Source organism: Stutzerimonas kunmingensis, assembly GCF_002929225.1.
In the GTDB taxonomy this organism is placed as follows: domain Bacteria; phylum Pseudomonadota; class Gammaproteobacteria; order Pseudomonadales; family Pseudomonadaceae; genus Stutzerimonas.
The window spans coordinates 97,671-121,913 of the sequence record NZ_PISM01000004.1 but is presented as its reverse complement, the minus strand read 5'-3'; the positions used below and the strand labels follow the sequence as shown (position 1 = coordinate 121,913).

Sequence of the window (24,243 nt, the reverse complement as noted above, 5' to 3'; positions counted from 1 at the left end):
TATTCACCAGCTCAGGACCATTCCATGCATTCGCAATCCCTGCGCGGGCTCGCTGCGTTTTACGCACGCCTGCGCCACTCGCTGCTGCCGGTTTTCGGCATGCTGCTGTTCTTCCTCGTGCCCGACGCACTCGCCCATGGTGTGGCCGAAGGCGACAAGGGCTTCATCCAGGAAAGCTCCGGCGTGATGCTGCTGCCGTTCATTTACATGGGCGCCAAGCACATGATCACCGGCTACGACCACCTGCTGTTCCTCTTCGGGGTGATCTTCTTCCTCTACCGACTCAAGGACGTCGGGCTCTACGTCACCCTGTTCGCAGTGGGCCACTCGGTCACCCTGCTGCTCGGCGTGCTGATGGAGATCAGCGTCAGCGCCTATCTGATCGACGCCATCATCGGTTTCTCGGTCGTCTACAAGGCACTGGACAACCTCGGCGCCTTTCAACGCTGGTTCGGCTATCAGCCCGATACCCGCGCCGCGACGCTGGTGTTCGGCCTGATCCATGGCTTCGGCCTGGCGACCAAGATTCTCGAATACGAGATTGCCGCCGATGGCCTGATCGCCAACCTGATCGCCTTCAACGTCGGCGTCGAGGTCGGCCAGCTGCTGGCGCTGAGCGCCATCCTCATTGCCATGGGCTACTGGCGGCGCACCGCCGGCTTCTGGCGCCACGCCTACACCGCCAACGTCGCCATGATGAGCGCCGGTTTCCTGCTGATGGGCTACCAGCTCACCGGCCTGGCCCTGTCTTCGTAAGGAATTTGCCCCATGTACAACAACCAACATCCCGACCTGAGCGAGCTGCCCAGCAGCGGCCAGCTGCTGCGCTCCACCCTCATCGCCCTGATCGCCGCCGGCGTGCTGCTGGTAACCGTGGTGATGCCCGCCGAGTACGCCATCGATCCGACCGGTGCCGGCCGACTGCTGGGCCTGACCCAGATGGGCGAACTGAAGCAGACCCTGGCCGAGGAAGCCGCGACCGAAGCGCAGCCGCCGGCCGAAGCCGCTCCAGCCGAACCTGCCGCAACTACGCCGGACAAGGATGAACCGGTGGCGGCACAGGCCGAGCCAGCCCCGGCGGCGGCGCCAACGCCTGCGCAACCGGAGCCACCAAAAGTCGCCACCCAGCAGCACGAGGTGAACCTGACACTCAAGCCCAACCAGGCCACCGAGATCAAGCTGGAAATGAAGGAAGGCGCCAAGGCGAACTTCCACTGGACGGCCAATGGCGGGCGCCTCAACTACGACACCCACGGCGATCCCTACAAGGCACCGAAGGGCTTCTACCATGGCTATGGCAAGGGCAAGAATGCGCCTGAGCTGCAGGGTGAACTGGTCGCCGCGTTCGACGGCAAGCACGGCTGGTTCTGGCGAAACCGCACCAACGAGACGGTGAAACTCACCCTGCGCACCGATGGCGAATACATCACCATCGAACAGGTGTTCTGAGTTTCGTTTTCGGCGTAACCACCGCAGCACTGGCCAAACTCGGCCAGGGCTGCGGCTCGTACGGGAGAAACCCATGTCCTGGATCATCACCAAATACGCGCTGACCGCTGCCATGGTCGTGCTGGTATCGGAGGTGGCCAAGCGTAGCGACAAGCTCGGCGGCTTCATTGCCGCGCTGCCGCTCATCACCCTCCTCACGCTGATCTGGCTGTACCTGGAGAAGCAATCGCCGGAGAAAATCGCCAACCACGCCTGGCATACCTTCTGGTATGTCCTACCGACCCTGCCGATGTTCCTGGCGTTTCCGCTGCTGCTGCCACGGCTGGGGTTCTGGCTGGCACTGCTGGCCAGCGCAGGCATCACGGTCGTCTGTTTCGGGCTGTTCGCGCTGCTCATGCGCCCCTTCGGCATAGAGCTGCTGTGACCGCCTGGCGTTAAGGCCGACGGCGCCACGTGGCGCCGTCGCTGCACACGTGCTCAACTCGCCTTGAAGCGGCTGACGTTGTCCAGCAGGGTGCCAGCAAGGTCGCTGAGGCGGCTGGCAGTGTGGTGATTGCTGCCTACCGCCTCACCGTTCTCCTCGGCCATGCGCGCAATGGTGGTCACCTGCTGGGCGATCTCGGCGGACGCCGCGCTCTGCTCGCGCAAGGCATTGGAGATCTCCGCCACGGTGGACAGCACCTGATTGGCCGCCTCGCGAATGCCACCCATGGCCTCGCCGGCCCGCTGCGCGCGTGCGACGCCCTCATTGACTCGCACCACACCCTGCTCCATGCCATGTACCGCGCCCTCTGTGCCTTGCTGGATGGCCGCAACCATCTGCGCGATCTCCTTGGTGGAATTGGCGGTACGCTCGGCCAGCTTGCGCACCTCATCGGCCACCACGGCGAAGCCGCGCCCCTGGTCACCGGCCCGCGCCGCTTCGATCGCCGCATTCAGCGCCAGCAGATTGGTCTGTGCGGCGATGTCACCGATCACCCCGACGATGGCCGATATCTGCCCGGAGCGTTCGCCCAGCTCGGCCACAGTACGCGCCGAGTCGCCCACCGATACGGCGATCTGGCTGATTTCATCGACCACCGCGGCGACGATCTCACCGCCCTGACGCGACAGTTCGCCAGAGCGATGCGCCAGTGCATCGGCCTCGCCCGCGTTGCGCGCGATGCTCTCGATGCCGACGGTCATTTCTTCGACCGCCGCCGCCATGCTCGATGCGGCGTCGCTCTGGCACTGCGAGGCGACATGGATCTGCCCCGAGGCGGTAACCAGGCTGCGCGCCGAGTCGGCGACATGGTCGGAGTTGTTCTTGATGCTGCCGATCAGCCCGCGCATGGCGTCAGCCATGTCGTTGAAGCTGCCGGCGACGAAGCGCAGCTCGTCGCGCGCAGCCAGATCGATATGGGTTGTCAGATCGCCAGCGGCGAGCCGCCCGCTGCCGGCGCGCAGGCTGCGGATGCTGGCCATCACCGACAGATAGGCACCCACCGAGAGATAGCCGATCACCGCCAGCACCACCAGCAGCACGGTCAGGTTGCCGAGCAGCACCTGTCGGGCGTCCTCGATACGCTGTTCGAGCAGGCCGTCCAGGCTTGGCAGCAGCACGTCGCGCATCTGCGCATAGCCGATGCTGATCGCCTCGGTGGTCATGTCGAAGAACTGCGCTGACGAGGTGCTGCTGAAGTCAGCACGCACCACCATGTCCTGCACCACCGCATCGATCACCTGGCCACGTTCGCGCATGGTGGCGACGGCGCGGCTCAACGGCGGCTGGAGTTCCGGCCGCTCGGCAACCACCTTGTCGATACTGCGCTCCATGTCCTGGGTCGCCGACTTGATTTGCTCGGTCAGCACAATCAGCGCAGTGCGTTGCGGCTCGCTCATCTCGCCCCTGGCCAGTATCGCCGACGCACTACCGCGCAGGCGGCCCAGCCGCTCGATCAGAAACGGCATGCGGCTAACCGCGGTGGTCATCAGGTAATAGGTCTGCGGCTCGGGATCGAAGGTCAGCCCGTAGGCGTCCGCCACCTGGGTCTGGAAGTCCAGTAGTTGGGCGATCAGCGCGGTGTGCGCGTCATAGCTTTGCGGCTGGGACCAGCTCTGCACGGCCCGCTTGATGCCATCCCAGTCTCGACCGATCGCCTGCCACTCGCGCGTGCCGCGCTTGTCCTCGGCCAGTGCCTGGCTCATCTCGACCAGTGCGGTATCGACACGGGTTTGCAGGGCGGAGCGCCGATCCGCCATGTCCGTGTTGCCGCCGAGCAGCATGGCGGACACGCCGCGATGCTGCTGGGTCAGCTCAATCAGGCTCGACCAGGGGCGCGCCAGCGCTGTGGCGACCAGCTCGCTCTCCGCTCGCTCGATGGTGCGGTTGAGCTGGCCGGCGAGGGTCAGCATCAGGCTGGCGAAGGCAAGGAAGACCAGCAGCCCCAGCACACCGAATTTGATCGGATAGCTGAGCCGGTTCATCAACAGTTCGGCGGGGGAAAACAGCAATTTCATGGGACATGTCCTGACGTGACGTGACGTGGCACTGCACGGCGCCGCTCGACGTCGTGGCACTCCGGACGCGGCGCCTGGCTAAAGCCAGACTGAGGGTGGCAACCGAGCGCGCGGGAGTTGCCGCGCAAAATACGGAGCCGACCGGGCGGTCACCGTGACCACGATCAAGAACGAGAGCCAGGAAAGCGGCGCCAGTCGACCATCCATCCGGATGGGCCTGTTGGCTGCGGCAGGCCCCGTGAATTTCCGTCCGCGCCGGGCGAACTCCGGCGCGCCGACGCACTCCCAAACACCCAGTGCATCTCCTTCTTTGGCGGTAGGGCTTTACCTGCGCGAACCAGCGTGAATAATGCCGCCCCTTTTCGACGCAACGAGGTAACCATGACGGCGCCAGCCACCGCAGCGACTCCGCCCCTTTCCGCCCGCGCCGTGCTGCTGCTCGAGCTGGCGCTGGCCATGGGTGGCTTCGCCATCGGCACCGGTGAGTTCGCCATCATGGGCCTGATGCCTGACGTGGCCGAGGGGCTGGGCATCAGCGAACCCCAGGTCGGCAACGTGATCAGCACCTACGCCCTGGGCGTGGTGGTGGGCGCACCGTTACTGGCGATCCTCGGCTCACGGCTGTTCCGCCGGCACCTTCTGCTGTTGCTGATGGGTTTCTTCGCCTTGGGCAACTTCGCCAGCGCCCTGGCGCCGGATTACTCGACGCTGATGATCTTTCGCTTCGTCACCGGCCTGCCCCACGGTGCCTATTTCGGCGTGGCGATGCTGGTGGCTGCTTCCATGGTGCCGCCGGACAAACGCGCCCAGGCCGTCGCCCGCGTGCTGATGGGGCTGACCGTGGCAATCCTGATCGGCAACCCGCTGGCCACCTGGCTCGGGCAATGGGCGAGCTGGCGCTATGCGTTCGCCCTGGTCGGTGCCATCGCCCTGCTGACGGTGCTGCTGGTGGCGCTGTTCCTGCCGGCGAACCGCAACGAACCGCGCAACAGCCCGCTGCACGAAATCCGCGCCTTCAATCGGCCACAGGTCTGGCTGGCGCTGGCGATCAGCTCGATCGGCTTCGCCGGCATGTTCTGTGTGTTCAGCTACATGGCGCCGACGTTGCTGAACGTCACCGGCGTTAGCGCCGGCTGGATTCCGTTTGCCCTCGCCGCGTTCGGCCTTGGCGGCATCGTCGGCAATCTGGTCGGCGGCTGGCTGTTCGATCGGCTGCGCTTCAAAGCGGTCGCCTGGCTGCTACTGTGGAGCGCGCTGTGCTGCTGGTATTCCCGCTGGCAGCGCACTCGGTGTGGACGATCTTTCCGGCGGTATTCGCGGTGGGCACCATGGTGTCGCTGTCGCCCGCGCTGCAGACCCACCTGATGGATGTCGCCGCGGATGCGCAGACCCTCGCCGCGGCGTCCAATCATGCCGCCTTCAACATCGCCAACGCCCTTGGTCCGTGGCTGGGCGGGCTGGCGATCACCGCCGGTTTCGGCTGGACATCCACCGGCTATATCGGCGCGGCTACCGCCGTTGGCGGTCTGCTGGTGTTCGCCTGGGCCTGGAAGATCGAGCGCGCGGTACAGGACGCCGATGCCGGGCAGGCGACCTGCTGCTCCTGAGGCCGAAGCCGGCCGTCCGCTCGTGACGACAATGGCGCGCAACATGCAGTAATCAGTGAAGCGATGGCCCGCCTTGCAGATCATTCGGCAAGCGGGTCCTATCTACGATTCCCGATTTCGAGACCCTGACCTTGCAGCATTTCTTCCTGTTCCGCAGCAAAGCCCGGCGGCTCTGCCTGCTGCTGATTACCCTGTTCACCGTCGGTCTTCCGGTCGGCTGTTCGGTGCTCGAACAGAAAGAGCGCGAGCTGGTGTTCCGTATCGAACCGGGCACCGCGTCCTGGTTCAGCGGCCTGCCGCGTGGCGTAGAGGAGCTGCAGCTGACCGATTCCGCGTTCGGTGACGAGCAGAACATTCATGCCTGGTGGTGGCCGGCCGCCAACGCCGATGCGCCCGCCCTGCTCTACCTGCACGGCGCGCGCTGGAACCTCACCGGCCACCTTTTTCGTCTGGAACAGCTGCGCGCGCTGGGCTTCTCGGTGCTGGCCATCGACTACCGCGGCTTCGGCCAGAGCCTTGGCGACCTGCCGTCGGAACGCAGCGTCTATGCCGACGCGCGCATCGGCTGGGAGCGCCTGAAGACGCTGCAGCCGGACGCCGGCAAGCGCTTCATCTACGGGCATTCCCTCGGCGGCGCGGTGGCTGTCGACCTGGCCGCCGAACTCGGGCAGCAGGCCGAGCGCGACAGCGTACCGGCCGGGGCGCGCGCGCTGATCATCGAGTCGACCTTCACCTCGCTGGCCGACGTGGCGACAGCCGTGTCCGACACCACGCTGCCGGTGCGCTGGCTGCTGTCGCAGAAGTTCGATTCGCTGGAGAAGATCGACCAGATCGGCATGCCACTGCTGGTGGTGCACGGCACTGATGACCGCTATGTGCCGCCGCGCTTCAGCGAGCAGCTGTATCAGGCTGCGCGCCAACCCAAGCAATTGCTGCTGGTCGAGGGCGCCACCCACAACAACAGCCTGCGCGTGGCGCTCGGCGCCTATGGCCGGGCGCTGCAGGCGCTGCTGGAATCGGGCGGGCAACGCCTGGGTGCCGCGCAGCCGCCCCTGGTGAAAGCAGCGGAGCGCGGCTGACACGTATTAGCGCTGCGCCTCCAGCCTCTCGAGCAGCGCACGGTGGAATTCTTCTGGTGCCTCGACCTGAGGTGAATGCCCAAGATCAGGGAAGGCCACCAGCGTCGCATCCGGAATCATCGCGGCAGCCTGGCGACCCAGCTCGGGATAGTTGCCCAGGCGCTTGGCGACATCCTCCGGCGCACGGTTGGCGCCCGGCGCGGTACGATCCAGCCCGCCGATCAGCAGCAAGGTCGGCGTCCTGATCCGCGAAAACTCATGGATCACCGGCTGGGTGAAGACCATCTCCGAGGTCTGTGCCTGGTTCCAGGCGACCTGTTCCTTGCCGTCCCCGGCATACATTCCGGCGAGCATGCCGACCCAACGCTCGTACTCCGGCTTCCAGCTGCCGTTGTAGTAGAACTTCTGCTGGTAGGCCTTGATGCTGTCGAAGTCGGTCTTGAGTTCCGACTGGTAGAGCTGATCGATCGAGGCGTACGGCACGCCTTCAGCCTGCCAGTCTTCCAGACCGATGGGGTTGACCAGCACCAGCTGCTCGACTCGCTGTGGGTAGTTCAGCGCCAGTCGCGCCGCCAGCATGCCACCCATGGAATGGCCGATCACAGTGACCTGCTCGATGTCTTCCTGCTCCAGCAGCGCCTGGGTGTTGTGCGCCAGCTGGGAGAAGCTGAACTGGTAACCCTCGGGCTTGCTCGAGCTGCAGAAACCGACCTGATCGGGAGCGATGACCCGGTAACCGGCCTGGCTGAGCACCTCGATGGTGCGCTCCCAGGTCGCCCCGCAGAAGTTCTTGCCATGCAGCAACAGCGCCGTGCGGCCGTTCGCCTTGCCCTGCGGCTCGACGTCCATGAAGGCCATTTCCAGCGCCTTGCCCTGGGACTCGAAACGGTAGTGCTTGAGCGGGTGCGGATAGCTGAAGCCTTCCAGCTGCGGGCCGTAGGCGGTTCGGCTTTCGGCCAGCAGCGGCAGGCTCAGGGTTAGACCGGCGGCAAGCGCCAGGGCGGACACGGCTGTTTTCACGCGCGACTCCTGTTCGGTACGAATCGGGAAACTCCGTACATAGGAATGCATTCGTGCAGCCGGGTTCGCGGTCGGATTGCGACAATGCATGTCCCGACCGCGTCAGCCCATCTCTTCGCTTACAGACGGAAGCGCCCGACCAGCTGGTTGAGCTGCGTCGCCAGGCGCGCCAGCTCGTCGCTGGCCACCGAGGTCTGCTGCGCGCCGGTGGCGCTCTGCTCTGAGATGTCACGGATGGCCACCAGGTTGCGATCCACCTCCCGCGCGACCTGTGCCTGCTCCTCGGCGGCGCTGGCGATCACCAGGTTCATCTCGTTGATCTGCCCGACGCGCTCGGCGATCAGCCCCAGCGCCTGATCCGCTTCGCCGGCCATGGTCTGGCTGCGCGTAGCGAATTCACTGCTCTGCTGCATGTCTCGCACCGATTGCTCGGTAGCGCTCTGGATCGCGCCGATCATGCGTTCAATCTCCTGGGTCGAGCTCTGCGTGCGCTGCGCGAGGTTACGCACCTCGTCCGCGACCACCGCGAATCCACGTCCAGCTTCGCCGGCCCGCGCGGCCTCGATGGCGGCGTTGAGCGCGAGCAGATTGGTCTGGTCGGCGATCGCGCGAATCACATCCACCACCTGCCCGATGCTCGCAGCCTCTTGGGCCAGGTGGGTCACGGTGGCCGCGGTCTGCTGCAGCTTGTCGCTCAGCTGGTCGATGGTCTGCCGCGTGGCAGTCACCTGGCGGCGGCCGTCGTCGGCGACCGTCTCGGCATCGCGCGAAGCATCGGAGGTGCGGTTGGCGTTGCCGGCCACTTCGTCCACCGCGGCGGACATCTCGGTGACCGCGGTGGCGGCCATCTGCACTTCCTCGTTCTGCTGATGGATGCCCTGGGCGGTGTGCTGGGTGACCGCGTGCAGCTCCTCGGCAGCCGACGCCAGCTGGGTCGCCGAGCCCTGGATGTCCTGCAGCGTATCGCGCAGGGTGCGCTGCATCTGACGGATCGACTGCTGCACCTCGGTGATTTCGTCCTTGCCGCGACACTCGATGGTGCGACTCAAATCACCCGCTGCCACCGATGCCGCGGCCTGCTTCAACTCCTCCAGCGGCCGGCTGATGCTGCGCAACATCACCGTGGCGAACAGACCGCCGCCAACCAGCAGCGCCAGCAACAGGCCGATGTTCAACAGGCGATTACGCTGATAGAGCGCCTGCGCCTGTTCGTACTCGGCCTTGGCCTCGCCCAGTTGCAGCTCGATCAGCTGGGTAAAGCCTTCGGATATGGGATCGATCAGCGGATACAGATCGTTGATGACGAACGCCGCCAGCCGCTTTTCGCTGTGCCGGTCCAGCGTACGCTCGAGCGCATCGAGTGGTTCGTCCGCGGCCTTCATCAGGGTTTCGATGCGCGTCGCGATCAGTCGCTCGGCGTCAACCAGTCGGGTGTTCAGGTACGCACTCCAGAGACGGTTGATCTCGGCGCGGGCGTTGCGCACCTCGTCACGCGCCTGGCCATAGCTGAGCATGCCGCTGCGAGTCTTGTGGGTGGTATCGACGATCTTCACCGCGTACAGGTCGACGATCAGCTTGAGGTCACGCAGCGGCACGACGCGATCCAGGTACACGGTGTTCAGCCCGGCGACGCTGCGCTGCTGGGCATTGAGCCCGGTCAGCCCGATCACCAGGCAGGCCGCAAGCATGGCCCCGACCAGAATCAGCAGGCGGGCACGGATTGTCAGTTGCTGCATCATTCGTTCTTTTCCATATGGCGTGCCGTTCGTGAGGAGCGGCAAATTGGCAAAAGTGAGGCATAACGGTCGAACCGGCGCGTCGGGCGAGGGACGTGCCGCGTGGTCCTGTTGCAGGACGCGAATCGCGGAAGAGGAAGCGGGAGCGTGATCTTGTTGTTGGGTCTACAGACGCCTGCCGAGCACAGGCGAAATGCCAGCACGCGAGATCATATCGGCCAAGCGTGGTCGCCCTTTAATGAAAAATCATCGCAAGCTGCATGCCAGAGCGGCCGGGCAACACATTGCGCAGCAAAGTCGGTTCACCGCCGCGGCAGTAGCCTCGCCTGCACCGCCGTTGAACTTCACTGCCCCGACGGTCATGCGATAAGACATGCGACTAATGGCGCAGCGCAGACTGTGCGCTACTACACAGCGTCAGCACCCGCAGGTGATACCTTCGCGCCCGACCAAATTCAGCAAGGGACCTGTCGTGAAGACGCTTATCCGGACCGCCGCTCTGGCGCTGACCACCATCGTCGCCAGCCATGCCTTCGCCGAGGCACCGCCACCTAGCAACTTGGCCGAGGCGGTGAAGCAATTCTCCGAATACAACACCCGCCTCGACCAGGCCCTGGCGCAGGAGCAGACACCGGAGAACATGGCGCAGATCCACGAACTGACCTACACGCTGAAAGCGGCGCTGGAGAAAATCGTCGAGGAAATGGACGGGCTGAACGACACCCTGGAGGAAATCCACATCGCCTCGGAAGCCGAGAGCGCCGACGAAGTCAACAGCTACGGCGCGGACTATCTGAAGACTGCGCGGACGGTGATCAAGTAATCCGCCGCATCAGGGCTCGACCGGCACGATATCGAAGCCAATGCGGTTGTCGCTGATGACGCGATATTCCAGCGTCTGCCCCGCCTGCACCTGCGCCAGTTTCTCGCGGCGCAGGCTGAGCTTGCCACACAGCGTGTCGTCCAGCGGATCGGTGCCGATGCTGACGATCCGCGCACCGGCCGGCACCTGAAAACGCACCACCTCGCCGACGTGGATGCGCGCCGCCAGCTCACGATCGATCAGCACGGCGATGTAGCAGCCGCCGCCACGCAAGCCGAAATCCCGCGTCACCACCACCTCACCGGCGTTCTCCAGGGGCTCTTGGTAGGCCAGCACCCGCTCGGCCGGCACCGGTTCGATGTCCTCGGCATCGGGCTGCCAGGATGAACAGCCAGCCAGCGACAGCAGTGCAGTGAAAGCGAGGGTCAGACGCATGGAAACTCCTTGGCCGGGACTGAAATGGCGAACCTGGTCGTCGAGCATGCCAGAGCGCCGAATGATTGCTAGAGTCTGACTACAGTTTCGTATCGATGACGGCAGGCACAACGTGAACAATCCGGACGACAGCCAGCCACGCTTCTGGCGCGACGCCGCCCTGCCCTTCCTCGAGGCGCGGGCGGTCGCCGATGGGCGCAGGGTCTGTTATGCGCCGCACTGTCACGAGACCTTTTCCATCGGCGCAATCACCGCCGGCGCCAGCACCTACTTCAACGGCACGGCACGCCAGCGGATCGCCCGCGGCGCCGTGGTGATCATCAATCCGCAAACGGTGCATGCCTGCAACCCCATCGACGGCCAACCCTGGTCGTACCTGATGTTCTACGTCGACACAGGCTGGCTGGGCGTGCTGCAGCATGAACTGGGCGTCAGCGCCGACGGCCGCTTCATTCCCTACACGCCGATCCAGAGCCTCGACCCGGCGTTGTTCACCGGGCTGACCAGGCTGTACGCCACCCTGCTCGACCCGCAGGCGGACACGCTGCAGCGGCAGAGCGCGGCGGTCGAGTACTTCACGCTGCTGCAGCAGACCCTTGCCCCGGCAGCCGCCAGCCCGGGCGCAGAGCCTGTCGAACAGCTGCGACGGGCGGCCGACTACATTGCCGAACACTGTACCCAGGCGCTGCGTCTGGAAGACATCTGCCAGGCAGCCGCGCTGTCGCCGTCCTATCTGATCCGCACCTTCAGGCAGCACTACGGCATGACCCCGCATGTCTATCTGCTCAACCGTCGCATCCAGCGCAGCCAGCACTGGCTGCGCCAGGGTCATGACCTCGCCGAGGTGGCGCTGGCCGCCGGTTTTGCGGACCAGGCGCACTTCCAGCGCACCTTCAAACGTCAGCTGGCGGCGACGCCCGGGCAGTACCGGGATCGCATCGCGCCGGGCTCAGCCCGCCACTAGATAGAACGCACTGCCTGCCAGCAACAGTGCCATCGTTCGATTGAGCCAGCGCACCCGCCCCGGCTCCTGCAGATAGCGGCTGAGAAAGGCGCCAGCTCCGGCCCAGCAGGCAATCGAGCCATAACAGATGACGAAATACAGGCCGGCGAACAGCCAGACCCGCAGCACATCGCCATTTGCCGCGAACAGCCCCATGCCCGCCACTGACGCCAGCCAGGCCTTTGGATTGAGCCATTGCATCAGCGCGCCGTCGAGCAGCGACGGGCCATTGCCGGCCGCAGCGGGTTCCAGACGGCCATCATCGACTGCAAGCCTCCAGGCCATATAGAGCAGGAAGGCGACCCCGCCCCACTGGATGCCACGCATTAGAATCGGCGCCCGCTCGAGCAGCTCGTAAAGCCCGAGGCCGATCAGCAACAGCAACAGGGTGAAACCGACAGTTGCGCCGGTGATGTGCCGAGCACTGGCGCGAAAGCCGAAACGCGCGCCACAGTTGAGCGCGACCAGGTTGACCGGGCCAGGAGTGATCGACGAGGCCAGGGCGAACGCGGCCATCGAGAGATAGGGGTCCATGAGTACTCTGCTTACCAGTGGAAGATGGTGGGCAGGCTATGGGCCCGACAGGGCATGGTATTGAAGGAAATTGCCCTAGTGGTCTGTGTAGTGAGTTGGTTGAGGCAAGTTCGGATGAACAGGGCTCCGAGACAAGGCGCTGCGGCGAGTCATAGCGGGCTATGGCAAGGAGCGGCAACACCGTATCGGGGCCATGGGCGCCGAAATTGCCCGACTGAACTTACCAAACAGGCGGCTATGTCTACAGGTGATGGCTCCCCGGATAGGGACGCGCCTCCTCCAGCTCGCCATCGCGACCGAATACCTCGACCGACGCGGCGCGGCCGTCCATGTAGGCATCCAGCGCGCTGTACATCTCGTCCTTGGTGAGGGTTCGCAGCACGGTTTTCTGGGTTTGCTGGTCTTCCAGCTCCCAGCCCATTTCGGTGGGCCTGACCTGATAAATGTTCATGGTGACTCCTCTGGGGCGGCGATTGTCGTGGGCGGATGGGTCAGCTCGGCTCGCCGGAACCGTCTTCTCCCTGGATGTCCGGATCGTCCGGCAGCGTCTCAGGCTCGTCAGGATCGTCCAGCGGCGAAGGCTGGTCGTCGTAGTCCGGGTCTTCGCCGGCGTTCTTTTCGCCTCCATCGGTCATGGTCACATCAGGCTCATCGCCTGCCTGCTGGTCATCTGCCTTCATGGTTGCCTCGGCTGTCGCGGGTGGATGGCTGATATCGATTGGAGGCGACAAACCACGCGACGTTCGAACCGCACGACACCGGCGGTCCGAAGGTTGCCGTGGCGCCGCCGCAGGATTGCCCGACCGATCCCGTGCCACTATCGGCGGGCGCGACCATGCAACCGATTGCACTGCCCGGGCGGCTCCACCACACTGCCCACTCACACCCAACCGCAGTCGGAGATTCCATGCAGACACTCACCCCACAATCCCGCGCGGCCATTCTCGAAAACCCGGAAGCCCTGGAATGCACCCTGTACCGCCCCGACGAATACGACGAGGAAGCGGAAGAGCAGGATCTTGGTGACGCGCGCATCGTCATCAGCGGCCCCTTTGAAGCGCCAGCCGAATGGGATGCCAAGGACCGTGACGACTACTTCGACGGCACCGCGCCGGAAGCCTTCGTCGTCGCCCGCATCGCCTGCCAGGCAGCGCCCGACTCCGGCGTCTACTTCACTGCCGTGCCCGGCGACTACGCCGCCGTCACGGAAAGCCCGGGCCAGGTATCGATGTTCTACGTCTGGGACTGCCTGAACGATGCCGAAGGCCAGTACGTGCTGATCCGCGAGGAAGAGGACGACGAGGTCTGATCCACCTCCGGCGATTACATCCACCGGGCGTGTTCCGGTGGATGCGCGAAGCGACATCCACCCGGCGATTCAGCAGAGTCCGTCGGGTGGACCTCGGCGCAGCCGTGCCGTCTCAAGCAGCAGCACCGGCCTGGTCCAGGCTGCCGTACGAATCCATCCTGCAGGCAAGTTTCAGCCCAGCTAGCCCAACCGCCTGACGATCCGCATCATCATGCGTTTCATTCAAGCGCCGACCTCATCGCCCTGCTTCGCTGTCTACCCCCTAGAGACTCCATTCGCCCACACGACGAGGACCTGCATGCGTTCCATGATCAGCGCCTGGCAGTCACCGGTTTCGCGCATGAAGCTGGTCGCCAGCCTTCTGTTGCTACTGGCCGCCCTACTCTACATCGTCGCGACACGCTTCGAAGCCAGCCACCCGGCCTGGGGCTACGTCGCCTCGTTCGCCGAAGCCGCCATGATCGGCGCGATCGCCGACTGGTTCGCCGTCACCGCATTGTTCCGCCACCCGCTGGGCCTGCCGATCCCGCACACGGCGATCATCCCGCGCAGCAAGGCGCGCATCGGGCAGAACCTGTCCAGCTTCATCACCACGCATTTCCTCGCCACGCCGCTGGTGCTGGCCAAGCTGCAGGAACTCGACATCGCCTCGCGCCTGGCCGGCTGGTTGCGTCATTCGAGCAACGCCGAAGCGGTCGGCCGCCGGCTCACCGGCATCGCGCATTTCGGCATCGCCGCGCTGCATGACGAACGCGTGCGTGCCTTCGTCGAAGCCAAGGTGACCACTCGGCTGCGCAAGTTCGACCTCTCCGCCCCTCTGGCCCAGGCCTTGCGCGTGCTGACCGGCCAGGGCCGGCATCAGGCGATGCTCGACGAGCTGCTGATCCGCCTCGATTCGATCATGCAGGACGAAGAAACCCGCGCGCTGGTCGCCGACGCCATCAGCCGGGAAATCCGCACCCTGCGCTATCTCGGCCTGAGCCGGCCGGTGAGCGGCTGGTCGGCGAACAAGTTCGTCGACGGCCTGTCAGCGCTGATCGCCGAGATCGCCGCCGACCCGGAGCACCTGATCCGCCAGCGCTTCGACGAACACGTCAGTGAATACATCGAGCGCCTGGAGCAGGACCCGCAATACGCCCTGGAGGTCGAGCGCATTCTCGCGCAGCTCTTGGAGCACCCCGCCACCAGCGCCTATTTCGGCAATCTCTGGCAGGAACTCACGGCCTGGCTGGAGAGCGACCTGGCCAGCGACGACTCACGCATCGGCCGACGCATCGTCAGCCTCTGTCGCGGCCTCGGCGACGGCCTCGCCGCCGACGATTCCATGCGCAACTGGATCAACGAGCAACTGCTGGCCGCCGCACCCGGCCTGCTGGAGCGCTACCGCGGGCAGATCGGCGCCTATATCGCGCAGCGAGTGGAAAACTGGGAAAGCCGTGAGCTGGTCGAGCAGTTGGAACAGAGCGTCGGCAAGGACCTGCAGTACATTCGCATCAACGGCACCCTGGTCGGCGGGCTGGTCGGTCTGGCGCTGCATGCGCTGACGCAGCTGCTGGCCGGCTGAATGCCGCTCAGGCGCGGCGCTGGCGCTCGCTCAGTTCGCTGAGATCGACGGGGCTGCCGGGCGGCTCATCGCAGCGCAATGTCGCCGGGACGCCGCTCAGGTACCACAGGCGATTGGCCAGATCGTCGGCATCGCGCGGATCGTGGGTCACGCAGATCATCGCCATGCCCGGGTTCTGATCCAGCAGGCGGGCGATCAGGGCGCGCAGTTCGGCGGCGCGCTCGGCATCCAGCGAGGCGAAGGGTTCGTCGAGTAGCAACAGATCCGGCTTGATCGCCAGGCAGCGCGCCAGGGCCGCCCTGCGCGCCATGCCCAGCGAGAGCTGATCCGGCAGGCTATCGGCCGCGCCACTCAGCCCGACCTCGGCCAGCAGCCGATCGATGTCCGCCGCGCTCGCGCCGACCAGCGCCAGGTTCTGTCGCACCGTGCGCCAGGGCAGCAGGCGATGCTCCTGAAACAGGTAGCCGACGCGCAACCCGGCGCGCTGCTCGATCATCGGCCGCAGCTGCGGATCGAGCCCGGCGATGCCGTTGAGCAGCGTCGTCTTGCCGACACCGGATGGCCCGAGCAGACAGATGCGATCGCCTTCGCGCACCTGCGCATCGATCACGCCCAGCACGGGGTGACGGCCATCCAGGCGCAGCTCAAGCATGGCGCACACCCGCTTCGCGCCAGGACGATGCGCGACGCTCCAACGGCTGCAACAGCGCCAGTTCGATCAGCTGGACCACGGCGATGAAGGCCAGGCTGTAGGCGAGGATGCTCGCCACGTCGAACACCTGAAAGGCCATATGCAGCTGAAAGCCGATGCCATCCGAGCGACCGAGCAGCTCGACCACCAGCACGATCTTCCAGATCAGCGCTAGCCCGCCGCGAGTGGCGGCCATCAGGTAGGGAAACAGCTGCGGCAGCCAGACATGCCTGATCCGCTGCCAGCGCGTGAAACGGTAGACCAGCGCCATCTGTTCCAGCTTGGGATCGATACTGCGTGCGCCCTCGCGCACGGTGACGGCCACGTTCGGCACCTTGTTGATCACCACCGCCAGTACCGCCGCAGCTTCGACCAGACCGAACCAGACGTAGAGCAGGATGATGGTGACCAGCGCCGGCAGGTTGAGAAACAGCACCAGCAGCGGATCGAGCACGGCATTGGCCAGCCGCGAGCGGCCCATCCACACGCCTAGCAGCGTGCCCAGTGCCATCGCCAGCACGAAGGCGAACAGCACGCGACGCAGGGTAACCAGCAGATGTTCGGGCAGTTCACCGCTCTGCGTGGCCCGCCAGAAGGTGTCGAGCACGGCGGCCGGACTCGGCAGCAGCGGCGTCTGCACGACCAGCGCAATCAGCGTCCAGAGTGCCACCGCGCATGGCAGGGCGATCCAGCAGGCCCAGCGCGAGCCGTTCATGGCGTGCTCTGGAATGACGCGGCCGGCATCAGTTTCGCCGGATCGGCGCCGGTGAGGGTCAACAGTCGTTGCAGGTCGGCGATACGCCGCTCATCCAGCGGCTGCGGAATGCCGGCGAGGAAACTGTCACGCAGCGCGGCGAACACGCCATCCTCGTCGGCACGCATCAGCGACCGCAGCGCCTGCCAGTGCGCCGGCTCGCTGGCGAGCTCGTGCTTGGTCTGGCCCAACGCCATGGCGAAGCGCTGCAGCAGCGCCTCATGCTCGACGGCCCAGGATTCGGGAAACAGATAGCCGAGCACCGGCAGGTGCGGATCAAGCTCCAATGATCGGAGCAGATCATCGAGACTGAACGCCACCTGCACACCACCTTCGCCACGCATGCGCGCGGAGAAATGCCAGAAGGTCAGCAGCGCATCCACCTGACCGCGGCGCAGCGCCTGGCTGAGCAGGGGCGGTGCGGCGTATTGAACAGTCGCCTGTTTGGACAGATCGATTCCGTCCTGGGCCGCGGCATGCTGCAGCAACTGCCAGCCCAGCCCGTCCGGCCCGCCAGCGACACCGATGCGCTTGCCGCGCAGGTCGGCCAGCGTGCGGATGGCGCTGCCTTCGGGCACCAGCACCTCACCGATCTGGGAGGAAAAGGGTACGTAGCGGTAGGCCGTGCCGGCCTGGTAGCGCGCCTGCGCCCAGAGCAGATCGCTCACCGCACCGTCGACGCTGCCGCTGGTCAATGCCAGTCGCGAGGCCGGCACATCGGCCACCAGTCGCACCTTCAGCTCGAAACCGTTGGCACGGTCCAGTCCCTGGCGCTTGAGATGCTCAAGCTCCCAGTGCGGCGTGCCGAACTGCAGCACGCTGAGGGTCAGCACCGGCAGCTCCTGCGCCTGTGCCCACAGGGGCAGCAATACAAGCGCCAACAGCGCGCGGCGAGCGCGCAGAACGAACGGGGTGAGGAAGGGCAATGAAAGCATCATGCCCGCAGGGTACGAAGCCCCCTGCCGGGCACGAATTGTACTTTGGTGCCTGTTGGCTGCTGCGATGGTCGCAGCGGGCTTGACCCCGCCACGACATCCTAGCCTGGCTCAGCCCTGCTCGGCGATGCGCTGCTGCAAGCGCGCCTGGAGCTTTTCCAGATCGGCCGGATCGGCCTTGCCGGCGGCATGAATGCCGAGTCCCTCGCCCGAGTAGCGCGGCACGATATGCACGTGGATGTGGAACACCGTCTGCCCCGCCGGCGCGCCATTGAACTGCGCGACCTGCACGCCATCCGGCTGCAGCTCGTCGACGATCACACGGGTGAGCTTCTGCACCACGGCCATGACCTTGGCCAGCGCGTCGGTATCCACATCGAGGATGTTGCAGGCCGCCGAGCGCTTGGGAATCACCAGCGTGTGGCCGAAGGACTGCGGGAACAGGTCGAGGAAGGCCAGTACGTCGTCATCCTCGTAGAGCTTGTAACAAGGCGCATCGCCGCGAATGATCTGGGCGAAGATGTTCTGCGGATCGTAGGGCGTGGTCAGGGACACCTGGAGTTCTCCGGCAAGTGGAAAAGGCAGACATTAGCATTCTCCGCGCGGCTGCGACCCGTGCGGCGATGCTTCGGAACGTTGCGGGCCTGGCCGCGCTCTCAAGCTCATCACCCCCGCGATCCGAGGTTATTCCGATGCACGTACGCGCCGTCGCCCCGATTGCAGTTGCAGTCGCGCTATGCCTGTCTTCACTGTCTGCCATGGCAGCCGAAATCAAACCTGCCGAGTTGCTCGAGCAGGCCAAGGCCGAACAGAGCGCCTATATCGACACCGTCAAACAGCTGGTGGCGGTGGATACCGGCACTGGCCAGGCCGAGGGCCTGACCACGGTCAGCCAGATGCTGGTCGAACGCTTGCAGGCACTGGGTGCCGAGGTCAGCACCAGCCCGGCCGCGCCATCGGCCGGCGACAACATCGTCGGCACCCTCAAAGGCAGCGGCAGCAAGGACTTCCTGCTGATGGTGCATTACGACACAGTGTTCGCCGAAGGCACCGCCGCGGAGCGCCCGTTCCGCATGGACGAGAAGCGCGCCTACGGCCCCGGCGTGGCCGATGCCAAGGGTGGCGTGGCGATGATTCTGCATGCGCTGGAGCTGCTCAAGGCGCAGCAGTTCGACGCCTACGGCACGATCACCGTGCTGTTCAATCCGGATGAGGAAATGGGTTCGGCGGGCTCGAAGAAGATCATCGCCGAACTGGCCCGCAAGCATGATTACGTCTTCTCCTACGAGCCGCCGGATCGCGATGCGGTGACCACCGCCACCAATGGCATCAATGCGGTGATGCTGGAGGTGAAGGGCAAATCCTCCCACGCCGGTTCCGCACCTGAGGAAGGTCGCAACGCCGTGCTGGAACTGGCGCACCAGCTGGTGCAGCTCAAGGACCTGGGCGATCCGGACAAGGGCACCACGGTCAGCTGGACCATGATCGCCGGCGGTGAGAAGCGCAACATCATCCCGAACAAGGCGACCGCCGAAGCAGACATGCGCTACTCCGATATCAGCGAGACCCAACGCGTGCTCGCCGATGCGCAGAAGATCATCGAGAACAAGCTGATCGACGACACCCGCGTCGAGCTGCGCGTCGACAAGGGCCGTCCACCACTGGCGAAGAATCCCGCATCGGAGCGCCTGGCCGAGACCGCGCAGCGCCTGTACGGCGAGATCGACCAGCGTATCGAGCGGATCGCCATGCGCTTCGGCACCGACGCCGGCTACGCCTACGTGCCGGACAGCGACAAGCCGGCCGTGCTGGAAACCATGGGTGTGGTCGGCGCCGGGCTGCATTCGGAAGATGAGTACATCGAGCTGTCGAGCATCGCGCCGCGGCTGTATCTGACGACGGCGATGATTCGCGCATTGTCCGCCGAAGACGCCGCACGCTGACACGCTATCCAGGCCCGAGCGAGGGGCGAAGGTCGCAGTAGGCGAAAGCCGGCGCTGCGGGTATCTTCGCCACCTCCCATTTCAGGACTGCCCGCTCGATGCTTCGCTTCGTCACCCTCTGCGCACTGGCGCTGTTCGCCTGCACTGCCCACGCCAAGGTCGAGGTGCTGCCGCTGGAACATGAAGATCAGGGCCTGGTGCTGGTCGCGCGCGTTACCGAACAGATTGCGCCGGGTGACTACGAGGCGCTGCTCAAGGGCATCATGGCCCACCCTGGCAAACACGCGCGCAAGCTGCTGATCCTCGACAACATCGGCGGCAGCGCAGCGGAAGCCATGCGCATGGGCTATCTGCTGCGCGAGACGGGCTTCGACGCCCTGGTGCCGGCGACCGCGGTCTGCCAGGGCAGTTGCATCTACCTGCTGGCGGCGGGACGGCAGCGCACCGTGCGCGGCTATGTCGGCCTGCATCGGCCCTACGTCGCCAATGGTGAGTCGGCGCAGTCCATCAGCCAGCGACCACACCGCGCACCACGCATCTACTTGCGGGACATGGGCGTCAATACGCGGCTGGCGGACGACATGCAGCTGATCGAACCGTGGCGCATGCGCGTGCTCACGCCAAAGGAGCTCGCGCGTTATCGGCTGCAATAGTGTGATTCGCAGGCTGCACTACTGCATTCCGGTCGTCGCGCTATCACTCGGCCTGGCCCTCGGCATGATTGAGCCGGTTGGCGCGCTGGCCGTTCTGCTATTCGCTGGCTGGCTTGTCGCTCAGCCGCACATCCCCAACTCGCCGTGGCTGTTCGGTACGCTGCTCGGCGCCCTGTTGCTCGCCGCACATCTGCTGCCCGGCTTCAGCCCGCTGCCGCTCGGCCCACCGCAGGATCTGGGCGGTGCCTCGCCCTGGCAATTGCGCATCAGCCCGGACAAGGCGATGGTCGCGGCACTGCTGCTGGCCTGGTGGCTGGGCCAGCCACGAACGGATTGGCGCTCGATCAGACTCACCCTGCTTGCGTCAGGCGCCTGCCTGATTCTCGTCCCACTGCTGGCGCTGGCCTCTGGCGTGCTGGGCTGGCAACCGAAAGGGCCGGCGCTGTTCCTGCCCTGGCTGCTGATCAACCTGGGCATCACCTGCCTGGTCGAAGAGCTGATCTTTCGCGGCCTGCTGCAGCGTGAACTGGTCGGACGCTTCGGTGTGGTCGCCGGCATCGGCCTGGCGACTGCCCTGTTCGGCGCCGCGCACCTTCCGGCCGGCTTCGGTTTCGCCGGGCTCGCCACGCTGGCAGGTCTCGGCTACGGCCTGGCCTTCCATTACTCCGGTGATCGCCTGTGGGTCGCGGTGCTTCTGCACGGTGCGGTCAACAGCCTGCATCTGCTTCTGCTGACCTATCCGCTGCCCTGAGCAAAGAATTTCTCAAAGACCTGTCGATTCCTACCGCGCCCGTTCGACCAATGATCGGAGCCGGCGGAAATTGCCGTATGCCCGTCTAGGCTCTTTCCATTCCACTGAAGGAGTCCACCGATGCGTTTCATGGTGATGATCAAGGCCACCCCACAAACCGAAGCCGGCGAGATGCCCAGCGAGGACGTTCTCACGGCGATGGGCCGCTACAACGAAGACCTGGCCAATGCCGGCGTGCTGCTCGGCGGCGAGGGCCTGCACCCCAGCCACAAGGGCGCGCGCCTCCGTTTCAACGGCGGCCAGTGCAGCGTCACCGACGGCCCGTTCGCCGAAACCCGCGAGCTGATCGCTGGCTACTGGCTGTTCCAGACCGCCTCGTTGCAGGAGGCCGTCGACTGGGTCAAGCGTTGCCCGCAGTCGGCCATCGGCGATTCGGAAATCGAGATTCGCCAGATATTCGAAGCGGAAGATTTCGGCGCCGAGTTCACCCCCGAACTGCGCGAGCAGGAAGACCGCCTGCGCGCGCAACTCAATCAATGACCGCAAGGAGCAAGCAATGAAGATCACCACCTACCTCACCCTCGACGGCACCACCCGCGAAGCGTTCACCTTCTACAAGGATGTGCTGGGCGGCACGCTGGAAATGATGACCTTTGCCCAGGCGCCGGATGCCGAGCAGTTTCCCGCCGAGTACCGCGAGCGGATCATGCACGCCTGCCTGAACCTCGGCGATGGTGTGCTGATGGCCTCCGACTCCTTGCCCGACACCTGTGGCGGCGGGCCGTACGAAGGCATCAAGGGTTGCTCGGTTTCCCTGCATCCGACCAGCGTGGACGAAAGCGAAAAGCTGTTCGCCGCACTGGCCGAGGGCGGCACGGTGATCATGCCGCTGGAGAAAACCTTCTGGGCCGAGCGTTTCGGCATGCTCACCGACCGCTTCGGCGTGTCGTGGATGGTTAACTGCGAGCAGGGCTGAAGCATTCAGCCCTTTTACGCCGGCGACTATCGTGGTTGATTCGCATCTGGAGAGGCAGCAACTTTTGTTATAACGTATCGCACCTTTCGGCGGGCGCAGCGAGTCTGCGCCTGCATTGCGATCATCCTGCTGTGAGCCGCTCATGCCCTCCCCCGATTTCACTCCGCCAGCCGCGGCGCGTCTGCAATCCATCGACGCGCTGCGCGGCCTGGTGATCCTGTTCATGCTGCTGGACCATGTCCGCGAAACCTTCCTGCTGCATATGCAGGTGCCCGACCCGATGGACGTGGCGGTCACCGAGCCGGCGTTGTTCTTCAGCCGCACCCTGGCGCATCTCTGCGCACCGGTATTCATCTTCCTGACCGGCCTGTCGGCCTTTCTTTATGGCGAAAAGCACCAGGACCGCCGTGCAGTGTCGAGCTTTCTGCTCAAACGAGGGCTGTTCCTGGTGGCGCTCGAATTCACCCTGGTCAACTTCGCCTGGACGTTCCAGTTCCCGCCGCAGGTTATCTATCTGCAAGTGATCTGGGCGATCGGCCTGAGCATGCTGGCGCTCTCGGCGCTGCTTTGGCTGCCGCGCCCTGCGCTGATCGTGCTGGGACTAGCGATCATTGGCAGCCACAACCTGCTCGACCCGCTGCAGTTCTCCGCAGACTCAGCGTTGCACGTCCCCTGGGCCATCCTGCACGACCGCGGCTGGATCGAGGTGTCGGAAAACCTGCGGCTGCGCTCTTCCTATCCGCTGCTGCCGTGGATCGGCGTGATCGCCCTTGGCTACGCTGTCGGGCCCTGGTTCGCCAGGAACGCCGACCCCGAGCGACGCCAGCGCAACCTGGGCGGCTGGGCTCAAGGTGCCCTGCTGACCTTCGTTTTGCTGCGGCTGATCAACAGCTACGGCGAACAGCCCTGGGTCGTCGGCGAGGACGGCCTGCGCACGCTGATGAGCCTGCTCAACGTCACCAAATACCCGCCGTCGCTGCTGTTCCTGTGCCTGACACTGGGTTGCGGCCTGCTGCTGCTGCGTTACTTGGAACGCAAGCAGGGCCGCACCTGGCTGCGACCGCTCAGCGTGTTCGGTGCGGCACCGATGTTCTTCTACCTGCTGCACCTGTACGTGCTGAAGCTGCTCTACATCGCCGCCGTGGCGATCTGGGGTCTGAACCGCGGCAATCACTTCGGCTTCGATGCCGTGTGGCAGCTGTGGCTGTGCACCCTGGCGCTAGCGGTGCTGCTGTTCCCGGCGGTGCGCTGGTTCGCCGAACTCAAGGCACGGCGCAGGGACATTGCCTGGCTGAAGTACCTCTGAAGCGGCCCTGCGACAGTGCGAGGTCCGCGGCGCTCGGCCAGCCAGCTGGTCAGGGCCGCGGCGTCGCAAAAATGCAATTGCAGCGGCGCCGGCAAAGGCTCAACCTTTCGCGGATCAGTTGAACGGCAGGAAGGAACGGCGGCGTGGATCTGTTATTTCTCGGCACTTCATCCGGCACTCCCACCCGCGCGCGCAATGTCACCGCCCTGGCCTTGCTGGAGGACACCGGCAAGAGCTGGTACCTGATTGACTGCGGCGAAGGCACCCAGCACCGGCTGTTGCGCACGCCGCTGTCTCTGCACGACCTGCGCGCCATCTGCATCACCCATGTACATGGCGACCACTGCTACGGCCTGCCCGGTCTGCTCGCCAGCGCCGGGATGATGGGGCGCAAGGCCGCGCTGACGATCATCGCGCCGCAGGGCATCGAAACCTGGGTGCGCGCCACGCTGGAGATGAGCCAGAGCTGGCTGGGCTACGACCTCGACTTTCACGCGGTCGAATCGCTGGGCGAGTGGCGCAACCTGAACATGCGCATCGAGGCCACCGCCCTGTCCCACCGTGTGCCCTGCTACGGCTACAGCTTCACCGAGGCCCGGCCTGATCCGCGGCTGGACATCGACCGCCTCGAACGCGACGGCGTGCCCCGCGGCCCACTCTGGGGCCAGCTGGCACGCGGCTTCGATGTCGAGCACGAAGGCCGGATACTGCGCAGCGACGACTACCTGAGCTTCAGCCGTGCGCCGCAACGCATCGTCATCGGCGGCGACAATGATCGTCCCGAACTGCTTGCCGAGGCCTGCCGCGGCGCCCAGTTGCTGGTGCACGAGGCGACCTACACCGAAGCGGTGGCCAACGACGCGCGCAATGACTTTGGCCACAGCACGGCGGCGTCGGTGGCGCGCTTTGCGCAAACGGTCGGCCTACCGAATCTTGTGCTGACCCACTTCAGCGCGCGCTATCAGAAGAATGCCAATCGCGGCCACTCCATCGAGCACCTGCGCGCCGAGGCCAGCGAGCTCTACTCGGGCCAGCTACTGCTTGCCGAAGACTTCCTGCGCCTGCACCTGGCCAAGGATGGCCAGCTGACCCCCGTCGAGCCACCCGGCCCGCGCTCGCCGCGCTCAACGCCGTAAAGATCGTCAGCAATCGCTGCGTCGCCAACCTGGCTGACTA

General features: G+C 65.3%; 26 protein-coding genes and 1 pseudogene. 16 read left to right on the top strand and 11 right to left on the bottom strand.

All coding sequences use genetic code 11. The features are described from left to right. The first annotated feature begins 24 nt into the window (after nucleotides 1-24). From CW305_RS01615 to CW305_RS01605, 3 genes are all read left to right on the top strand, one after another. Nucleotides 25-756: a HupE/UreJ family protein gene (locus CW305_RS01615; protein WP_104096935.1), complete on the top strand. Its 732-nt coding sequence runs from the start codon at nucleotides 25-27 to the stop codon at nucleotides 754-756. Nucleotides 757-768: 12 nt separating this feature from the next. Then, nucleotides 769-1,449 carry a transmembrane anchor protein gene (locus CW305_RS01610; RefSeq protein WP_104096934.1) on the top strand — a complete coding sequence of 227 codons (681 nt, stop codon included), beginning with the start codon at nucleotides 769-771 and terminating at the stop codon, nucleotides 1,447-1,449. 73 nt (nucleotides 1,450-1,522) lie between these two features. Next, nucleotides 1,523-1,873 carry a DUF3147 family protein gene (locus CW305_RS01605; RefSeq protein ID WP_014821149.1) on the top strand — a complete coding sequence of 117 codons (351 nt, stop codon included), beginning with the start codon at nucleotides 1,523-1,525 and terminating at the stop codon, nucleotides 1,871-1,873. 53 nt (nucleotides 1,874-1,926) lie between these two features. Here the strand turns inward: CW305_RS01605 and CW305_RS01600 are convergent, their stop codons facing one another. Next, complete coding sequence (locus CW305_RS01600; RefSeq protein ID WP_104096933.1) at nucleotides 1,927-3,948, bottom strand: methyl-accepting chemotaxis protein; 2,022 nt, start codon at nucleotides 3,946-3,948, stop codon at nucleotides 1,927-1,929. Nucleotides 3,949-4,329: 381 nt separating this feature from the next. Here CW305_RS01600 and CW305_RS01595 point away from each other — a divergent pair. Together CW305_RS01595 and CW305_RS01590 are read left to right on the top strand one after the other, a co-directional pair. Continuing rightward, a pseudogene (locus CW305_RS01595) lies at nucleotides 4,330-5,555 on the top strand (MFS transporter). Between the two features lie 131 nt (nucleotides 5,556-5,686). Further along, nucleotides 5,687-6,634 (top strand): alpha/beta hydrolase, encoded by a 948-nt coding sequence (locus CW305_RS01590; RefSeq protein WP_104096932.1) that lies wholly within the window; start codon nucleotides 5,687-5,689, stop codon nucleotides 6,632-6,634. 6 nt (nucleotides 6,635-6,640) lie between these two features. Here CW305_RS01590 and CW305_RS01585 read toward each other — a convergent pair whose 3' ends face one another. Beyond that, nucleotides 6,641-7,654 carry an alpha/beta fold hydrolase gene (locus tag CW305_RS01585; RefSeq protein WP_104096931.1) on the bottom strand — a complete coding sequence of 338 codons (1,014 nt, stop codon included), beginning with the start codon at nucleotides 7,652-7,654 and terminating at the stop codon, nucleotides 6,641-6,643. A gap of 119 nt (nucleotides 7,655-7,773) precedes the next feature. After that, a complete protein-coding gene (locus CW305_RS01580) occupies nucleotides 7,774-9,393 on the bottom strand; it encodes a methyl-accepting chemotaxis protein (RefSeq protein ID WP_104096930.1) in 1,620 nt (539 codons plus the stop codon). Between the two features lie 469 nt (nucleotides 9,394-9,862). Between CW305_RS01580 and CW305_RS01575 the strand changes: the two genes are divergently transcribed. Further along, nucleotides 9,863-10,213, top strand: coding sequence for a DUF6746 family protein (locus CW305_RS01575; RefSeq protein WP_104096929.1), 351 nt, complete (start codon nucleotides 9,863-9,865; stop codon nucleotides 10,211-10,213). A gap of 9 nt (nucleotides 10,214-10,222) precedes the next feature. On the opposite strand, the gene CW305_RS01570 is transcribed toward CW305_RS01575, so the two are convergent. Continuing rightward, complete coding sequence (locus tag CW305_RS01570; RefSeq protein ID WP_003283889.1) at nucleotides 10,223-10,648, bottom strand: hypothetical protein; 426 nt, start codon at nucleotides 10,646-10,648, stop codon at nucleotides 10,223-10,225. 112 nt (nucleotides 10,649-10,760) lie between these two features. Between CW305_RS01570 and CW305_RS01565 the strand changes: the two genes are divergently transcribed. After that, nucleotides 10,761-11,612, top strand: a complete 852-nt coding sequence (locus CW305_RS01565) for an AraC family transcriptional regulator (RefSeq protein WP_104096928.1) — start codon at nucleotides 10,761-10,763, stop codon at nucleotides 11,610-11,612. Here the strand turns inward: CW305_RS01565 and CW305_RS01560 are convergent. The 3 genes from CW305_RS01560 to CW305_RS01550 all read right to left on the bottom strand — a co-directional run bounded on the left by CW305_RS01560 (nucleotide 11,598) and on the right by CW305_RS01550 (nucleotide 12,865). Continuing rightward, the gene (locus tag CW305_RS01560; RefSeq protein WP_046620720.1) at nucleotides 11,598-12,185 is read right to left on the bottom strand and encodes a LysE family translocator; all 588 of its coding nucleotides are present in this window, start codon (nucleotides 12,183-12,185) and stop codon (nucleotides 11,598-11,600) included. The two genes, CW305_RS01565 and CW305_RS01560, sit on opposite strands and share 15 nt — an antisense overlap. 241 nt (nucleotides 12,186-12,426) lie before the next feature. Continuing rightward, nucleotides 12,427-12,636, bottom strand: coding sequence for a hypothetical protein (locus CW305_RS01555; RefSeq protein WP_014821157.1), 210 nt, complete (start codon nucleotides 12,634-12,636; stop codon nucleotides 12,427-12,429). A gap of 40 nt (nucleotides 12,637-12,676) precedes the next feature. Beyond that, on the bottom strand, nucleotides 12,677-12,865 hold the full coding sequence (locus tag CW305_RS01550) for a hypothetical protein (protein ID WP_014821158.1): 189 nt from the start codon (nucleotides 12,863-12,865) through the stop codon (nucleotides 12,677-12,679). A gap of 227 nt (nucleotides 12,866-13,092) precedes the next feature. Here CW305_RS01550 and CW305_RS01545 point away from each other — a divergent pair, with 227 nt between their 5' ends. Together CW305_RS01545 and CW305_RS01540 are read left to right on the top strand one after the other, a co-directional pair. Continuing rightward, nucleotides 13,093-13,494, top strand: coding sequence for a hypothetical protein (locus CW305_RS01545; protein WP_014821159.1), 402 nt, complete (start codon nucleotides 13,093-13,095; stop codon nucleotides 13,492-13,494). 298 nt (nucleotides 13,495-13,792) lie between these two features. Further along, on the top strand, nucleotides 13,793-15,058 hold the full coding sequence (locus CW305_RS01540; protein WP_104096927.1) for a DUF445 domain-containing protein: 1,266 nt from the start codon (nucleotides 13,793-13,795) through the stop codon (nucleotides 15,056-15,058). Nucleotides 15,059-15,065: 7 nt separating this feature from the next. Here CW305_RS01540 and CW305_RS01535 read toward each other — a convergent pair whose 3' ends face one another. From CW305_RS01535 to CW305_RS01520, 4 genes are all read right to left on the bottom strand, one after another. Beyond that, nucleotides 15,066-15,710: an ABC transporter ATP-binding protein gene (locus tag CW305_RS01535; RefSeq protein ID WP_104096926.1), complete on the bottom strand. Its 645-nt coding sequence runs from the start codon at nucleotides 15,708-15,710 to the stop codon at nucleotides 15,066-15,068. After that, nucleotides 15,703-16,464 (bottom strand): ABC transporter permease, encoded by a 762-nt coding sequence (locus CW305_RS01530; RefSeq protein ID WP_041013276.1) that lies wholly within the window; start codon nucleotides 16,462-16,464, stop codon nucleotides 15,703-15,705. Before CW305_RS01530 ends, CW305_RS01535 begins: the two co-directional genes overlap by 8 nt. Continuing rightward, on the bottom strand, nucleotides 16,461-17,441 hold the full coding sequence (locus CW305_RS01525; protein ID WP_181063841.1) for an ABC transporter substrate-binding protein: 981 nt from the start codon (nucleotides 17,439-17,441) through the stop codon (nucleotides 16,461-16,463). Before CW305_RS01525 ends, CW305_RS01530 begins: the two co-directional genes overlap by 4 nt. A 108-nt stretch (nucleotides 17,442-17,549) precedes the next feature. Continuing rightward, nucleotides 17,550-17,993, bottom strand: coding sequence for an HIT family protein (locus CW305_RS01520; RefSeq protein ID WP_104096925.1), 444 nt, complete (start codon nucleotides 17,991-17,993; stop codon nucleotides 17,550-17,552). A gap of 137 nt (nucleotides 17,994-18,130) precedes the next feature. Here CW305_RS01520 and CW305_RS01515 point away from each other — a divergent pair, with 137 nt between their 5' ends. The 7 genes from CW305_RS01515 to CW305_RS01485 all read left to right on the top strand — a co-directional run bounded on the left by CW305_RS01515 (nucleotide 18,131) and on the right by CW305_RS01485 (nucleotide 24,203). After that, on the top strand, nucleotides 18,131-19,381 hold the full coding sequence (locus tag CW305_RS01515; protein WP_104096924.1) for a M20/M25/M40 family metallo-hydrolase: 1,251 nt from the start codon (nucleotides 18,131-18,133) through the stop codon (nucleotides 19,379-19,381). Nucleotides 19,382-19,479: 98 nt separating this feature from the next. Next, nucleotides 19,480-20,034 carry a COG3904 family protein gene (locus CW305_RS01510; protein WP_014821166.1) on the top strand — a complete coding sequence of 185 codons (555 nt, stop codon included), beginning with the start codon at nucleotides 19,480-19,482 and terminating at the stop codon, nucleotides 20,032-20,034. Nucleotide 20,035: 1 nt separating this feature from the next. Then, complete coding sequence (locus tag CW305_RS01505) at nucleotides 20,036-20,785, top strand: CPBP family intramembrane glutamic endopeptidase (protein ID WP_044313760.1); 750 nt, start codon at nucleotides 20,036-20,038, stop codon at nucleotides 20,783-20,785. 120 nt (nucleotides 20,786-20,905) lie between these two features. After that, a complete protein-coding gene (locus CW305_RS01500) occupies nucleotides 20,906-21,325 on the top strand; it encodes a YciI family protein (protein ID WP_044313759.1) in 420 nt (139 codons plus the stop codon). A gap of 16 nt (nucleotides 21,326-21,341) precedes the next feature. Continuing rightward, nucleotides 21,342-21,761, top strand: a complete 420-nt coding sequence (locus CW305_RS01495; protein ID WP_041013269.1) for a VOC family protein — start codon at nucleotides 21,342-21,344, stop codon at nucleotides 21,759-21,761. Nucleotides 21,762-21,903: 142 nt separating this feature from the next. Continuing rightward, nucleotides 21,904-23,067 carry an acetyltransferase domain-containing protein gene (locus tag CW305_RS01490; RefSeq protein ID WP_104096923.1) on the top strand — a complete coding sequence of 388 codons (1,164 nt, stop codon included), beginning with the start codon at nucleotides 21,904-21,906 and terminating at the stop codon, nucleotides 23,065-23,067. Between the two features lie 143 nt (nucleotides 23,068-23,210). Further along, on the top strand, nucleotides 23,211-24,203 hold the full coding sequence (locus CW305_RS01485) for a ribonuclease Z (protein WP_104096922.1): 993 nt from the start codon (nucleotides 23,211-23,213) through the stop codon (nucleotides 24,201-24,203). Nucleotides 24,204-24,243: the final 40 nt, after the last annotated feature.

Coding starts and splice junctions, on each gene's coding strand:
- CW305_RS01615 (WP_104096935.1), top strand. CDS start 25: ATGCATTCGCAATCCCTGCGCGGGCTCGCTGCGTTTTACGCACGCCTG.
- CW305_RS01610 (WP_104096934.1), top strand. CDS start 769: ATGTACAACAACCAACATCCCGACCTGAGCGAGCTGCCCAGCAGCGGC.
- CW305_RS01605 (WP_014821149.1), top strand. CDS start 1,523: ATGTCCTGGATCATCACCAAATACGCGCTGACCGCTGCCATGGTCGTG.
- CW305_RS01600 (WP_104096933.1), bottom strand. CDS start 3,948: ATGAAATTGCTGTTTTCCCCCGCCGAACTGTTGATGAACCGGCTCAGC.
- CW305_RS01580 (WP_104096930.1), bottom strand. CDS start 9,393: ATGATGCAGCAACTGACAATCCGTGCCCGCCTGCTGATTCTGGTCGGG.
- CW305_RS01570 (WP_003283889.1), bottom strand. CDS start 10,648: ATGCGTCTGACCCTCGCTTTCACTGCACTGCTGTCGCTGGCTGGCTGT.
- CW305_RS01560 (WP_046620720.1), bottom strand. CDS start 12,185: ATGGACCCCTATCTCTCGATGGCCGCGTTCGCCCTGGCCTCGTCGATC.
- CW305_RS01555 (WP_014821157.1), bottom strand. CDS start 12,636: ATGAACATTTATCAGGTCAGGCCCACCGAAATGGGCTGGGAGCTGGAA.
- CW305_RS01550 (WP_014821158.1), bottom strand. CDS start 12,865: ATGAAGGCAGATGACCAGCAGGCAGGCGATGAGCCTGATGTGACCATG.
- CW305_RS01545 (WP_014821159.1), top strand. CDS start 13,093: ATGCAGACACTCACCCCACAATCCCGCGCGGCCATTCTCGAAAACCCG.
- CW305_RS01540 (WP_104096927.1), top strand. CDS start 13,793: ATGCGTTCCATGATCAGCGCCTGGCAGTCACCGGTTTCGCGCATGAAG.
- CW305_RS01535 (WP_104096926.1), bottom strand. CDS start 15,710: ATGCTTGAGCTGCGCCTGGATGGCCGTCACCCCGTGCTGGGCGTGATC.
- CW305_RS01530 (WP_041013276.1), bottom strand. CDS start 16,464: ATGAACGGCTCGCGCTGGGCCTGCTGGATCGCCCTGCCATGCGCGGTG.
- CW305_RS01525 (WP_181063841.1), bottom strand. CDS start 17,441: ATGATGCTTTCATTGCCCTTCCTCACCCCGTTCGTTCTGCGCGCTCGC.
- CW305_RS01515 (WP_104096924.1), top strand. CDS start 18,131: ATGCACGTACGCGCCGTCGCCCCGATTGCAGTTGCAGTCGCGCTATGC.
- CW305_RS01510 (WP_014821166.1), top strand. CDS start 19,480: ATGCTTCGCTTCGTCACCCTCTGCGCACTGGCGCTGTTCGCCTGCACT.
- CW305_RS01500 (WP_044313759.1), top strand. CDS start 20,906: ATGCGTTTCATGGTGATGATCAAGGCCACCCCACAAACCGAAGCCGGC.
- CW305_RS01495 (WP_041013269.1), top strand. CDS start 21,342: ATGAAGATCACCACCTACCTCACCCTCGACGGCACCACCCGCGAAGCG.
- CW305_RS01490 (WP_104096923.1), top strand. CDS start 21,904: ATGCCCTCCCCCGATTTCACTCCGCCAGCCGCGGCGCGTCTGCAATCC.